A 13,866-nucleotide genomic window follows, 5' to 3' on the forward strand; every position below is an offset into this window, starting at 1 on the left:
GTCGCAGACCAACATCGCGATCCACCGACGGCTTTGGTCACGAATGAGCCAGCCATAAAGCGTATCGGACTTCTAGGAAGCCCGATCACGTTGCGGTACCGGACACCGTTGGCCAAAGAAAATAAGTCTGTGAATCCAATGGCCTGATAGCAGGCCGGGCCTGGAGGAACTTGCCCAGTGTCGATTATCACTGTAGTCCTGCATGAACGAAGGGCGATACGAATCGACAGGCGATGCACCCAGGAACGGCCGTCCGGCAAGATTGCGTTGAAAAGAACGGGTTGAGCGTAACCGACGCCGCCCGAATCCTCGGCGTCGATCGGCAAACCCTCAGCAATTTGCTGAATGCCCGGTCGGGAATCTCGCCCGAGATGGCCATCCGGCTGGAAAAGGCGTTCGGCACGCCAGCCCGCGAATGGCTGATCCGGCAGCTCGACTATGAGTTGGCCGAGGTCATGCACCGGGCCAACAAGATCAAGGTCGAGCCTTTCCGCGCCTCGGCTACGGAAAGCGGGGGGATGCATGAACGCCGTCGAGATTGAAGAGGCCATATCGGCGCTCGCAGAGCAGCCGTTCGACGCGGGGGAGTTTCCTTATCTCTTCCTGCAAGCCTTCGGGAACAAGGAAACGACTCTCAAGCGGCTGCGCAAGGGCGAGTCGAACAAGTCCGACCTTGGCGGCGTCCTTCAGACCAACAACATCCATATCGCCGTCGCCGCACCCGGCGAGGTGACGAACACCCTTGCTGCGCTGAAGGCCAGCCCGGCAACGACGCGGGCGAAGGCGAGATTCGTGCAGGCGACCGATGGCGACACGTTCGAGGCCGAGGACTTGGCATCGGGCGAGACGGTCGTCTGCGCCTTTGCCGACTTCCCCGACCATTTCGGCTTTTTCCTGCCGCTCGCCGGCATCACCACCGTGAAGCAGGTACGCGACAGTTCCTTCGATATCCGGGCGACCAGCCGCCTGAACCGCCTCTATGTCGAGCTTCTGAGGGACAATCCCGAATGGGGAACGGCCGAACGCCGGCCTGACATGAATCATTTCATGGCGCGGCTGATCTTCTGCTTCTTCGCGGAGGACACCGACATCTTCGGCGGCACGCGGCGCTTCACCACCACCGTCGAGCAAATGAGCGCCAAGGACTCGTCCAACACCCATGAGGTGATCGGCACGTTGTTCCGCGCCATGAATATGAAGAGCGCGGATCGCGTTGCGGCAGGGATTCCCCGCTGGGCCGACCAGTTCCCCTATGTGAACGGCGGGCTCTTCTCCGGCAGCATGGACGTGCCGCGCTTCAGCCGCATCGCGCGCTCCTACCTTCTCCACATCGGCAATCTCGACTGGACGAAGATCAATCCCGACATCTTCGGCTCGATGATTCAGGCCGTCGCGGAGGACGAGGAACGTGGCGCGCTCGGGATGCACTATACCAGCGTTCCGAACATCCTGAAGGTGCTCAATCCGCTGTTCCTCGACGACCTGCGCACGCGGCTGGCCGAGGCCGGGGACAATCCGCGCATGTTGCTGAACCTACGCAAGCGCATGTCGCGGATCAGGATCTTCGATCCGGCTTGCGGCTCCGGCAACTTCCTTGTCATCGCCTACAAGCAGATGCGGGCGATCGAAGCTGAGATCGACAAGCGCCGCGGCGAGGCCGACCGGCGCAGCGACATCCCGCTCACAAACTTTCGAGGGATCGAGCTGCGCGACTTCCCGGCCGAGATCGCACGCCTTGCACTCATTATCGCCGAGTATCAGTGCGACGTGCTCTATCGCGGCCAAAAGGAGGCCCTGCGAGACTTCCTGCCTCTGGACGCCGAGAACTGGATTACGTGCGGCAACGCCCTGCGGCTGGATTGGCTGAGTATCTGCCCGTCCACGGGGACCGGCGTGAAGCACCAGGCTGATGATCTGTTCCACACTCCGCTCGATCAGGCTCAGATCGACTTCGAGAATGAAGGAGGAGAGACGTATATCTGCGGAAATCCGCCATATCTCGGCTCGACATGGCAATCGGCCGAGCAGAAATACGACCTTCAGCAAATTTTCGATGGACGCACAAAGAGCTGGAAATCGCTCGATTATGTCGCTGGTTGGTTCATGAAAGCTGCTGATTACGGCACGCAGACTAATACCATTTCTGCTTTTGTGGCCACCAATTCAATTTGCCAAGGTCAGCAAGTGCCAATCCTCTGGCCGTTGATCTTGCAGACCGGCCATGAGATCGCGTTCGCACACACCTCATTCAAGTGGGCTAATCTGGCGAGCCATAATGCAGGTGTAACGGTTGCCATCATTGGCATCTCAAATCACGCAGGCAATTTGCGGCGGCTATTTTCGATCGGCGAGAACGGCACAACGATTGAGAAACAGACGGACAACATCAATGCGTACCTAGCGGCTGGTCGCAACATCATCGTGAGCAAAGAAAGCTCCCCTATTTCTACCATTCCAAAGATGATCTTCGGGAATAAGGTGGTGGACGGCGGACATCTGCGGATGAGCCGTGATGAAATAGGTGGACTTGGCCTTCCAGAAGAGAGCAAACGAAATATCATTCGACGGATTTACGGTTCGGCAGATTTTATTCGTGGAGAGAGTGTGTACTGCCTATGGATTGATGATAAAAATCTATCTGAAGCCATGAGCTACCCAACAGTCGCTGAACGGATAGAGGCGGTGAAAGCTCTTAGGCTCGCGAGCCCAGATAAGAGCGCCAACCAGATGGCCGATCGCGCTCATCAGTTTCGTGAGATGAGGCGAGCCCGAAACCATACTATCGTTCTTCCGAGAATTACGTCAGAGAATCGAGAATTTCTGCCTGTTGGGATTATCGACGCTAGCGGCGTGGTCAGCAGTCAAAGCTTTGCTCTATATGATGAACCAATTTGGCTGCTATCGATCATAGCATCACGTCTTCACGTAATGTGGATCGCGACGGTATGCGGGCGCACGCGAACCGATTTTGCATATTCCAACACCCTCGGCTGGAACACTTTCCCGGTCCCCGCGCTCACCGAGAAGAACATAGCCGACCTGACGCGTTGCGCCGAGGACATCCTGTTGGCGCGTGAAGCGCATTTCCCGGCGACGGTCGCCGATCTCTACAATCCCGACAATATGCCCGCCGACTTGCGGGAGGCCCACGAGCGCAACGACGAGGTGCTTGAGCGCATCTATATCGGCCGCCGGTTCCGCAACGATACCGAGCGGCTGGAAAAGCTGTTCGACCTCTACACCAAGATAACCGCCACCCCAGGCAAGGCCCTCAAGGCCAGGAAGGCGGCGTCGGCATGAGCAGCTATGTGTTGTTCCAAATGTGGGGACCGTTTCGGCAATCGTTGATCAAGGGGCATTTGTTCTATGTCGAGCAGGCGCGGAAGCGTTTGCTTTCGCAGTTCGACGAAATTGAGGTTGATGCCGACCAGGCAGCCGAGGAGTGGCTGGAGCAAAGTGGTCAGCACTTTGACCCGGACCGACATGACCCCGGCGACTTCTATGAAGCAGCCAACGACGTGGGCATCGAGTTCTATGGGCTCTTGAGCGGCATGCGAGAGCAAACCCGCTTGAGCGCCGTCGCTGGGATGTTCCACGAGTGGGACAAGCAGCTACGCGATTGGCTGGCACGTGAGATTCAGCATTGGCATCGTGGCGACAACGCCACCTTGAAGGTCTGGTCGGCTGACTTCGGCCAGATCGCCGACTTGCTAGAAAGCTTCGGCTGGAATGTCCGCAATGCAGACTACTTCCGCACGCTTGATGCGTGCCGCCTTGTGGTCAACGTCTACAAACACGGCGAGGGCAAATCTCTCGATGAGTTGAAAAGTAGTTTTCCTGAATATCTTGATGACCTGTTCAACGGCTCCGGCGGCGCTTTCTCAGACACAAAATATCGTGACCACACGCACCTCAAGGTGAGCGACGATCAATTTCAGGCGTTCTCGGACGCGATCTTGGCGTTCTGGCGGGACGTTCCAGAGAATGTCATCGATTCCCAAATGACTGACGTGCCGGATTGGTTTGGCAAGGCCATCATGAAGGACCGCGCCGATCCACAACAGGCGAGTAAGAAATGACCAATAGAGCCGATAAATCCGTCCCGTCTGTTTCAGTCTCTTACGGCCGCAACGGCAGCTCGACCAAGGCCAATGCCCTTGGCATGCGCCCGATGCAGGAACGCGCCTATGAGAAGCGGGGCGAGCAGTATCTTCTCATCAAGTCGCCGCCCGCTTCGGGCAAGAGCCGCGCGCTTATGTTCATCGCCCTCGACAAGCTTCACAATCAGGGGCTCAAGCAGGCGATCATCGTCGTGCCGGAAAAATCCATCGGCGCCAGCTTCAACGACGAACCGCTGACGAAATTCGGCTTCTGGGCCGACTGGACCGTCGCGCCGAAATGGAACCTTTGCAACGCGCCCGGATCGGACAATGGCGGCAAGGTCAATTCGGTCGAGGCGTTCCTGCAAAGCGACGACAAGGTGCTGGTCTGCACCCATGCCACCTTCCGCTTCGCCGTGGACAGGTTCGGGGTAGAAGCCTTCGACGATCGGCTGATCGCCGTTGACGAATTCCACCACGTTTCCGCCAACCCCGACAACAAGCTCGGCCTGCATCTCGGCCAGTTCATCGCCCGCGACCGCGTGCATATCGTTGCGATGACGGGTTCCTATTTCCGGGGCGATGCCGAAGCCGTGCTCGCCCCGCAGGACGAGTCGAAGTTCGATACCGTCACCTACACCTATTATGAGCAGCTCAATGGCTACGAATATCTGAAGCAGCTCGACATCGGCTATTTCTTCTATTCGGGTTCCTATGCCGACGACATCCTGAAGGTGCTCGACCCCGCCGAAAAAACGATAGTCCACATCCCCTCCGTCAATTCGCGCGAGAGCACGAAGGACAAGATCAGGGAGGTCGAGCACATCATCGAGGAGTTGGGCGAATGGCAGGGGGCAGACCTCGCCACCGGCTTCCAACTGGTTAAGACGCCCGAAGGCCGCGTCCTTCGGATTGCCGACCTGGTTGATGATGACGCCGCCAAGCGGGACCGGGTTTCCGCCGCGCTGAAGGACCCGGCACAGAAGAACAACCGCGACCATGTGGACATCATCATCGCGCTCGGCATGGCGAAGGAAGGCTTCGACTGGATTTGGTGCGAGCACGCGCTGACAGTCGGCTATCGGTCGAGCCTCACCGAGATCGTGCAGATTATCGGCCGCGCCACCCGCGACGCGCCGGGCAAGACCCGCTCCCGCTTCACCAACCTGATTGCCGAGCCGGACGCCTCCGAGGAAGCCGTCACCGAGGCGGTCAACGACACGCTGAAGGCCATCGCGGCAAGCCTGCTCATGGAGCAAGTGCTTGCGCCGCGCTTCGAGTTCAAGCCCAAGAACCCGCAGAGCGGACCGACGCCCGGCTTCGACTATGGCGAAGGCGGCTATGATCCCAATAAGACCAACGTCGGCTTCAACGAGGAGACGGGGCAGTTCCAGATCGAGATCAAAGGTCTTGTCGCGCCGAAGAGCGAGGAAGCGCAGCGCATCTGCCAGCAGGACTTGAACGAGGTCATCGCCGCCTTCGTGCAGGACAAGACGACGATCACGCGCGGCCTGTTTGATGGCGAGCACGCTGGTGGCGAGACCTTGGCAGAAGAGCTGACCCAGCTACGCATGGGCAAGATCATCAAGGACAAGTTTCCCGAGCTGGACGAAGAGGATCAGGAGGCCGTGCGCCAGCACGCCGTCGCCGCTCTGAACCTTGCGCAGAAGGCCAAGGAAGTCGCTTTGGGCGGAGCCGATGGCGACGGCGACAAGAGCCCGAACACGGCCTTCGTCGAGGGTGTCCGCAAGTTTGCAATGGACGTGCGCGAGCTGGACATCGACCTGATCGACCGTATCAACCCCTTCGGCGAAGCCTATGCCATCCTCGCGAAGACCATGAGCGAGGAGAGCCTAAAGCAGGTCGCGGCCGTGATCGGGGCCAAGCGTGCCACGCTGACGATCGAGGAGGCGCGCGAGCTTGCCAAGCGGGCTTTGAAGTTCAAGCAGGAGCGTGGCCGACTCCCCTCGATCACCTCGCCCGACGCCTGGGAAAAGCGCATGGCCGAAGGCGTGGCGTTCCTTCAACGCATGAAGACGGAGGCGGCGCGTGGCTAAGGGCTTCACCGACGAGGATGACGCGCTTCTCGAAGAGCTTGGCGTAGAAGTCGAGGCGAAGAAGGAATCCAGCCGGACACCGCGCGAAGAGCGCGTTATCGCCGGCTTCGAGGAGATTCAGCGTTTCGTCGAGCAGCACGGCCGGCCTCCGCAGCACGGTGAGCACCGCGACATCTTCGAGCGCCTATATGCGGTGCGCCTCGATCGGCTGCGCGAGCGGGCCGATTGCCGCGCCGTGATCGAACGCCTCGATCATCAAGGGCTTCTAGGTGCTACGGAGCCTGCCCCTGTCAGCGCGCCCGATGACCTCGACGATGACGAGCTTCTCGCGCAGCTTGGGGTGGTCGACGAGCCGAGCGACATCACGGAACTCCGGCATGTTCGGTCGGCTGCAGAGAAGCGGGCGGCCGAGGAAATCGCCAACCGCCAGCAATGCGAGGATTTCGACCAGTTCAAGCCGTTGTTCGAGCAGGTGCAGCGCGATCTTCAAAACGGCGTTCGCATGACACGGCGGTTTGTGAAGGACGCGGGTTTCCTGAAAGCGGAAATCAAGGCGGGACAGTTTTTTGTCCTTGGCGGACAAACCGCCTACGTCGCCGAGGTCGGAGAGCCGTTCAAGGCTCCGAATGGGGAAACGGATGCGCGACTCAGAGTCATCTATTCCAACGGAACCGAAAGCGATCTGCTTTTGCGATCGCTTCAGCGGGCGCTTTATAAGGACGAGGCCGGCAGGCGAATTAGTGATCCGGTAGCAGGTCCCTTGTTCGCCGACCAGAGCGAGGAAGGAGACGAGGCGAGCGGCATCGTCTATGTGCTGCGTAGCAAATCCGATCATCCAGCCGTTGCCGCGCATCGTGACGTGCTGCACAAGATCGGCGTGACCGGCGGTGACGTCGCGCGTCGCCTCGCCAACGCGAAGCTCGACCCGACCTTCCTTATGGCCGATGTCGAGGTCGTCGCGACCTACGAGCTATTCAACATCAATCGCACCCGGCTTGAGAACCTGATCCATCGGATCTTCGGCAAGGCCCGCCTTGACATCGAGATCAAGGATCGCTTCGGCATGCCGATCATCCCGCGAGAATGGTTCCTTGTGCCGCTTTTCGTGGTCGATGAAGCAATCGAGAAGATCAGGGACGGAACCATCACCGGCTATGCCTACGACCCGAAGACCGCCTCGCTCACGCGAACTGTCGGATAGGAGGCGCCTAGCCATCGACGGCTGGTGACGGGTGGAGAGGTCAACCGTGGTGATGACGGTTGGCACAGGAATCTTCGCCTTAGAAAGCAAATCTATGTGGATTTTCGGATATGGCTCACTGATGGAGGACGGATGGGAAAAGGAATTCGCATGCCTCCGTCGCGAAAGAGCCGCGCTTACTGGTTATGAACGCTCCTTCAGCAAGGCGTCGACGCTCAACTGGGGTTCTAAGGACGATCCTGCTCCCACCTTGCGCGTCGTTCCGCGTGAAGGTGCTGTATGCCGCGGCATCGCATTTGAGTTTGAGACATCAAGGGAAGATGCCGTCATTGCCTATCTCTCGAAGCGAGAGGGGCAAAGCTTTTGGCGACGGCAGGTAAAGCTCACATTGGATGCAGGCCAAGCAGTTCAGGGGTGCTGCTTTTTCTACGAGGGAAAGAATCTCATTCAAGCCACGAACGTCGAGGAAGTAGCTGCCATGGTACTACGGGCACGCGGCAGGGACGGAAGCGCTTTGGACTATCTTCGTAACACGAAGGATGCCGTCGATCGCATGGGTTTCCGCGACGAGGCTGTTGAAACCTTGTGGGCGGCAGTATTGCAGATGCAGAAATCCTGAAGTCGTTCGTTCATACGCGATTGATATTGTCCTCGTCGGGTGCGGCGGCCGAACTATTTTCAGCCCGAAAGGACCGGCATTCTGGCTACTGTTGTCCTAGATTCCGATACCATTTCCGCTCGGGCGGCGTCTTGGAGATGTCATCGTAACGGAAGCATTCGGCGAGATCGTCTACCGATTGGAGGACACCAAGCAGTACGTGGGCATTGATCGGTGTGCCGCCGCCTGTCTCATAGTGACTGACGTAGTTCGCGATAATCGCAGGGACATGCTGGTTGCGGAAATCTGTCTTCTGTTGCGCGCTCAGTACGATTCTGCCGGCGCCGTCGAAAAGGTCGATGGCCGATGAGATGGCGTCGAGGGCATTCCCGACAGTCTTGTTGTCGCTCCGGATCGCATAGTCGGGCGGCACCGGAATTTTCAGCTTAGAGATGATCTGCGACAGCTTGAACTCCAGGTACTGCCGTACGAACGGCTGGCCGATGTCCACCTGCCCGGCCTGAAGATGTGTCGTCGCGAGATTCTTGAGCCGGTTCGCATCGAGCTGGCTGGCGTACACGTTCCCCGTTGGGGCTGCGCCTTGCAGGCGCTGGTGGTGCCAACCCACCTGCTCGCTCGCCGTCTTGTCGAAATACTTCTCCAGCAGCGTGTCATGGCTGAGCACGATGAATTGCAGGCCGTCGGCTGCCGCTGAAGCCTGCAGCTTGGTGCGCAAGGCCTCCATCAAGGCGAACTGGTGGCCGCCGTCGAAGCTAGAGGTGATGTCGTCGAGCACCATGAAGCGGGCGGGACCGCTCTGCTTGACCGCCGCCGCGAAGAAGATCGAGCCGGCGATGGCGTTCCGGTAGCTCTCCGACAGGACGGCCCGTGCCGAGATGCCGGCCTCGCCGTAGAAGTTCTCCAGCTTCAGATCCACGTCTTCGCTGTCCGCCGACCGCTCCAGTTTGGGCCGCATATCCACGCCGCCCCGCACTAGACCCCGAAACAGGTTCTGATAGCTCGCCTCGATCGCGTTGATGCGCTGGGTCGCCAACCGGCTCTCCGCCTCGCCCACGGTCCTGGCGGCGGTGCCGATGAAGGTTTGCCACCGCTCTCGCCATTTCTTGTGCGTCCGCCAGGCGCTTGCTTCCTTTGCCGCTGTTTGATGCCCGAGGATGGCTTCACGAAAGCGGCTTCCGGCTTCGAGTTGCTGGGTCAGCGCAACTAGCGACGGCGGCAATTCGGCCTGAAGCTCCTGTTCCCGCTTTTGCACTGCCTCCAGGACGGACTTTCGCTCTTCTTCAAGCTGCTGCGCGTTATCGACCGCTTCCCGTAGGCGACCCTCGGTCAGGCGGCTTTCGATCGCCAACTGTCGGATGCTCGCCCGGTGCTTCTTGTTGTCCGGGACGGTGAGGGCGGCACAGCTTTCCAGCTTGTTGAGCCAATCCAGCCAGATGCTGGCAGTCACGGCCTGCTTGAATTCTTCGCCGAGTTGGTCTGCTTCACGGTAGCGCTCAAGCAGGCGCTCCATCCGCGTGGCAATGGGCTCTTCGATATGCGTGTCGCAGACGGGGCATTGGTGAGGATCGCTATAGTCCGCTTCCTCGACCACGCCCTTGGCGGCCCCGAAAAGGTCCTGCCGGCTCTTGCTGCCGGCGAGTGCTACCGCCGCGTCATGGCGGCGTGCCAGGTCGAGCAGCGCCCCGATATCGGCCGCCGCTTCCGGCGTGGACGCGCTCTTGGAAAGCTCCTCGATATTGCGCAGCACCTTCTGATATTCGGCCTTCGCCGGGCCACCCTCCGCCGCGACGATGGCGGCGCGAGCGGCTTCCATATCCACCGTCAGGATGTCTTTTCCGGCGAAGACAGGCGCGAGCGTCGGAATGGCGGCCAGTGCGGCCGTGACTTCCACGACCCGCTGCGCTTCCGCCGACAGGTCCTGGATTGCCGTTCCCGTCACAGCCTCATAAGCCGACAACGCCGCGGCCCGATGGTCCCGCACGAGCTTCTCGGCGGCCTCAAGCTTCGCCTTCAACGCGGCCATCTGGAAATCGGTGTTGAAAGCCCGAGTGTTGCTCGCCTGGTCGAACCGCTGGCGGAGGTGCGCGAAGCGGGTCAGTCCGATCAAGGAGGAGAAGGTGCGCCCCCGATCAAGGGGCGAATCGTCGATAAAGCGGGCGAACTTAGCGTAGTCGACGACCGTGAAATCTTCGGCCAACGCGGCGAGGAACGCTTCGGGGTCGGTATGTCCTGTCGGGCTTGTCACGGTGCGCTGGCCTGCGGCCGTGCGCTGGACGACGATTTCGATTGGTGCGGTGCCGTCGTCAGGTGTGAACTCCAAGGAGATGGAGCCGACTCCGCCCGTATGGAAGCGGTTCACATAGTATGTCTCTGGCCGCTCACTCCGCTGGAGCCCGTCGAGTTTGGGCAGCTTGTCAAAGATGGCGTAGCTGATGGCCTCGAACAGCGAGGTCTTGCCGATGCCGTTCTGGGCATAGATGGAATTGACCGCGTCTGGCTTGAAGCGAAGGGTGAGCGGATCTCCCTCGTTCTTGATGCCTCGAAACCCTTCGACGCCGAGCTTGGTCAGGTAGTAACGGGGCATCACTCGCCTCCTTGAGAGGCTATCTCCGCCTGCGCGGCGGCCTCCAAGGCTTCAAGGACCTTCTGATTGAAATCTCGCCGCGCGTTGTTGTCGCCGGTTTCCAGGATGGCGAGGTTATCGAAGAGGATTTTGGCGCACTCGGCATCAATTGTCTCAAGGTGAGCCTTCAGCCTACCGATGTTCGTCGACCAGTCCTCATCGAGTGAAAAGTCAAAACTGCCCGACATACTGATTCCCCCCAAGCGATCTCCCACAGCCACAATATACAACCGCTGCAATTTGCTCAATTGAAGTAGAAGAGCGGCGAGGCTCCATATCTCGACGGTGTTGCGACTTTTCTCAGTGATCCCAAGGGCTCGCACCGCCTCTCAGGGCTAAGGGCTCCGCCCTCGCGGCGGGCAAGAGCGGCCGGGCGGTATCCCCGACCTTCCGCGCGGATACGGCTTTCAGTAATCCCAGAACTACGGAAATCCGCTTGTGCAGGTCGGGTGATCCCCCTCCGCCCGGCCGCTCTTGCCCTCTGCTACCCCGGTCTCGCCGACGGGCAGGGTTGCAGCGCAGCGCTGCGCTCCAACCCAAGCCCATAGGAGAACGACCATGACCACGACCGCAAACAGCATCCCGACCGTCGAAAATGGCGCGACGGTTTTCATCCCGCTTAACAAGCTCAAGAAGCACCCGAAGAATGCCCGCAAGACCCCGCACAGCGAGGCGTCTATCGAGGCGAAGGCAGCGAGCATCGCCGCCAAGGGCATCTTGCAAAATTTGGTGGTGGAGCCGGAGCTTGATGCGGCGGGCGAACCGACCGGCGGCTATCTCGTCACCATCGGCGAAGGCCGCAGGCTGGCGCAGATGCTCCGAGTGAAGCGCAAGGAGATCAAGAAGACCGAACCCATCCGCTGCGTCATCGACACGGCGAACGACGCGGCGGAGATCAGCCTTGACGAGAATGTCACCCGCGAGAACCTACACCCCGCTGATGAATACGAGCGCTTCCGCGAGCTTTCGGAAAACCACGGATGGGGCGCGGAAGAAATCGCGGCCCGCTTCGGCGTGTCCCCACATGTGGTGAAGCAGCGGATGCGTCTTGGCGCTGTCAGCCCCAAGCTGTTGCAGGCTTACCGCGACGGCGAACTAACCTTGGATCAGTTGATGGCCTTCGCCATCACCGACGATCACGCGCGGCAGGAACATGTCTATCAAAACCTGTCCTATAACCGCGATCCGTCCATCATCCGGCGTGACCTGACCAAGATGAACGTGGCGGCGACGGATCGGCGCGCGGTTTTCGTCGGCGCGCAAGCCTATGCCGAGGCGGGCGGCAACATCATCCGCGACCTGTTCACCGAGGATCGCGGCGGCTTCTTTGAAGACCCCGCCTTGCTGGACCGGCTCGCCATCGAGAAGCTGGAGTGGGTCGCCGCTGAGGTGCAGGAGGCCGAGGGGTGGAAGTGGACTGCCGCCTATCTCGACTTCCCCCATGCCCATGGGATGCACCGCGTCTACCCGCATTCGGTGGAGCTTTCGGAAGCGGACGCCGCTTCCTACGACGCCGCGCAGGACGAGCTTGAGCGCCTGACGGCGGAATGGGAGGACGCCGATATTGACCTCCCGTCCGAAGTGGACGCCCGGTTCGCGGAGCTTGAAGCCGAGATCGAGCGTATCAACGCGCTGCGCCACGCCTACGATCCCGACGAGATCGCGCGCGGCGGTGTGTTCGTCGTCGTGGCCCATGACGGGCAAGCTCGTATCGAGCGCGGCTTCATCCGGGCCGAGGACGAGGCACCGGAGCCGGAAGCCGTCGAGGATGGCGAAACTGTCATCGACGGGGTGCGCGTCAATGGTGATGGTGAGATCATCGACGGCGACGAGCAGGACGGCGAAGGCGACCACGTTCCCGCAAGTGAGCCGGAAGAAGAAGATGCCGGGGATGACGGCAAGCCGCTGCCGGATTCGCTTATCCGCGACCTGACCGCACATCGCACCCTTGGCTTGCGTCTCGCCCTTGGCGAGCAGCCGGATATGGCGCTGATCGCGGTCATCCACACGCTAGCCGCGCAGACCTTCTATAAGGGCGGAGGCGAGGCCCATTGCCTCGAAATCCGTCCGACCAGCAACTACCTCGCGGCCCACGCGGACGGCATCGAGGACACGGCGGCGGCGAAGATGCTGGCGGATCGCCATGCCGGATGGGCGGCGGACATGCCGTGCGATGTGGCCGACCTCTGGGGGTTTGTCGCCGGTCTGGACTATGCGAGTCTGATGGCCTTGCTCGCGCATTGCGCCTCGCTCACCGTCAATGCGGTGAAGCTGCCGTGGGAAACCAGCAAGCGCCGCGCTCATGAGACGGCGGACAAGCTGGCGACGGCGGTGACGCTCGACATGACGGCGCACTGGACACCGACCGTGCGGGCTTATCTCGGTCGCGTCACCAAGGCGCATATCCTCGCCGCCGTGCGCGAGGCCCTTGGCGACGAGGCGGCGGAGCGGATCGCGGACATGAAGAAGCCGGCGATGGCAGAAACCGCCGAGCAGCTTCTGGCCGGGACCGGCTGGCTCCCGCCTGTGCTGCGCACCGAGCGGCCCGAGGCGTTCGCCACCGACGCCGATGTGATGGCACCGGAAGCACAGAGCGATGACCATTTCGTCGTCGCAGCGGAATGATCGCCGAGCCGGGACCGCGCAAGCGGTCCCGGCTTCTCACTGAAAAAATCGCGGCCGCGCGGTTGCCCGCGCGGCCGGCTCACCTCGACCATCGCAATGACACATCCTGTTCATGGTCGACAGGACAGGCACGGATCGCCAATACTGCACCATCCTCGAAGGAAGGAGCGATTGATCGGCAACCCGCGCCAGGCGTGAAGGAGAAGAATCATGGTCGCCGTAATGTTCATGAGCGTTGCTCTGATCGCAATGCTTTGCGTCCTGGCCTATACGCTCGCAGTCTATGCGCTGCCTTTCATGCTCGGCCTGACCGCCGCGCACTTCGCCTATCAGACCGGCTCCGGCTTCATCGGCGCGGGCCTCGTGGGGCTGGTGGCAGGCGGTGCGGCCTTCGGCGTCCTGGCGCTGCTGTTCGACACGCTGCGCTCACCTACCTTGCGCCTGATTGTGGCGCTGGTCTTCGCCACGCCCGCCGCCGTTGCGGGATATGCACTCGTCCACGGCGTCACCAAAGAATCCGTACCGTCCGAAATCTGGCGGCAAATCTTCTGCATCATTAGTGGCGGTTTCGTTGGCGTGTCGGCCGTGATGCGGCTAGCGATTCCAGCCGCCACGCTCCACCTGACCAGAACACGATAGCG

10 protein-coding genes are annotated in these 13,866 nt (G+C 60.7%); 8 read left to right on the forward strand and 2 right to left on the reverse strand.

From position 1 onward, the window contains the following. Positions 1-281 precede the first annotated feature (281 nt). From FS819_RS11035 to FS819_RS11060, 6 genes are read left to right on the forward strand one after another with little or no spacing between them, the layout of a single operon-like run. Positions 282-542, forward strand: a complete 261-nt coding sequence (locus FS819_RS11035) for a HigA family addiction module antitoxin (RefSeq protein ID WP_234625119.1) — start codon at positions 282-284, stop codon at positions 540-542. Beyond that, positions 523-3,300, forward strand: coding sequence for a class I SAM-dependent DNA methyltransferase (locus tag FS819_RS11040; RefSeq protein WP_234625118.1), 2,778 nt, complete (start codon positions 523-525; stop codon positions 3,298-3,300). Before FS819_RS11035 ends, FS819_RS11040 begins: the two co-directional genes overlap by 20 nt. Continuing rightward, on the forward strand, positions 3,297-4,079 hold the full coding sequence (locus tag FS819_RS11045; protein WP_234625117.1) for a hypothetical protein: 783 nt from the start codon (positions 3,297-3,299) through the stop codon (positions 4,077-4,079). Before FS819_RS11040 ends, FS819_RS11045 begins: the two co-directional genes overlap by 4 nt. Then, complete coding sequence (locus FS819_RS11050) at positions 4,076-6,157, forward strand: pseudomurein-binding repeat-containing protein (protein WP_234625116.1); 2,082 nt, start codon at positions 4,076-4,078, stop codon at positions 6,155-6,157. Before FS819_RS11045 ends, FS819_RS11050 begins: the two co-directional genes overlap by 4 nt. After that, entirely contained in the window at positions 6,150-7,358 is a 1,209-nt protein-coding gene (locus FS819_RS11055; RefSeq protein ID WP_234625115.1) for a GIY-YIG nuclease family protein, read from the forward strand. Before FS819_RS11050 ends, FS819_RS11055 begins: the two co-directional genes overlap by 8 nt. Before the next feature lie 52 nt (positions 7,359-7,410). Beyond that, complete coding sequence (locus tag FS819_RS11060; protein ID WP_234625127.1) at positions 7,411-7,977, forward strand: gamma-glutamylcyclotransferase; 567 nt, start codon at positions 7,411-7,413, stop codon at positions 7,975-7,977. 85 nt (positions 7,978-8,062) lie between these two features. Here the strand turns inward: FS819_RS11060 and FS819_RS11065 are convergent, their stop codons facing one another. Both FS819_RS11065 and FS819_RS11070 read right to left on the reverse strand, forming a co-directional pair. Beyond that, on the reverse strand, positions 8,063-10,561 hold the full coding sequence (locus tag FS819_RS11065) for an ATP-binding protein (RefSeq protein ID WP_234625114.1): 2,499 nt from the start codon (positions 10,559-10,561) through the stop codon (positions 8,063-8,065). Next, a complete protein-coding gene (locus FS819_RS11070) occupies positions 10,561-10,788 on the reverse strand; it encodes a hypothetical protein (protein WP_234625113.1) in 228 nt (75 codons plus the stop codon). The genes FS819_RS11065 and FS819_RS11070 overlap by 1 nt, the downstream gene beginning before the upstream one ends. A 370-nt stretch (positions 10,789-11,158) precedes the next feature. Here FS819_RS11070 and FS819_RS11075 point away from each other — a divergent pair, with 370 nt between their 5' ends. Together FS819_RS11075 and FS819_RS11080 are read left to right on the forward strand one after the other, a co-directional pair. Further along, positions 11,159-13,225 carry a ParB/RepB/Spo0J family partition protein gene (locus FS819_RS11075; protein ID WP_234625112.1) on the forward strand — a complete coding sequence of 689 codons (2,067 nt, stop codon included), beginning with the start codon at positions 11,159-11,161 and terminating at the stop codon, positions 13,223-13,225. 210 nt (positions 13,226-13,435) lie between these two features. Then, the gene (locus FS819_RS11080) at positions 13,436-13,864 is read left to right on the forward strand and encodes a hypothetical protein (RefSeq protein WP_234625111.1); all 429 of its coding nucleotides are present in this window, start codon (positions 13,436-13,438) and stop codon (positions 13,862-13,864) included. The last annotated feature ends 2 nt before the right edge of the window (positions 13,865-13,866 follow it).

Source organism: Allorhizobium sp. Av2 (assembly GCF_021462805.2).
GTDB classification, from domain to species: Bacteria; Pseudomonadota; Alphaproteobacteria; order Rhizobiales; family Rhizobiaceae; genus Allorhizobium; species Allorhizobium vitis_G.

Coding starts and splice junctions, on each gene's coding strand:
- FS819_RS11060 (WP_234625127.1), top strand. CDS start 7,411: ATGACGGTTGGCACAGGAATCTTCGCCTTAGAAAGCAAATCTATGTGG.
- FS819_RS11080 (WP_234625111.1), top strand. CDS start 13,436: ATGGTCGCCGTAATGTTCATGAGCGTTGCTCTGATCGCAATGCTTTGC.
- FS819_RS11065 (WP_234625114.1), bottom strand. CDS start 10,561: ATGCCCCGTTACTACCTGACCAAGCTCGGCGTCGAAGGGTTTCGAGGC.
- FS819_RS11040 (WP_234625118.1), top strand. CDS start 523: ATGAACGCCGTCGAGATTGAAGAGGCCATATCGGCGCTCGCAGAGCAG.
- FS819_RS11050 (WP_234625116.1), top strand. CDS start 4,076: ATGACCAATAGAGCCGATAAATCCGTCCCGTCTGTTTCAGTCTCTTAC.
- FS819_RS11045 (WP_234625117.1), top strand. CDS start 3,297: ATGAGCAGCTATGTGTTGTTCCAAATGTGGGGACCGTTTCGGCAATCG.
- FS819_RS11075 (WP_234625112.1), top strand. CDS start 11,159: ATGACCACGACCGCAAACAGCATCCCGACCGTCGAAAATGGCGCGACG.
- FS819_RS11070 (WP_234625113.1), bottom strand. CDS start 10,788: ATGTCGGGCAGTTTTGACTTTTCACTCGATGAGGACTGGTCGACGAAC.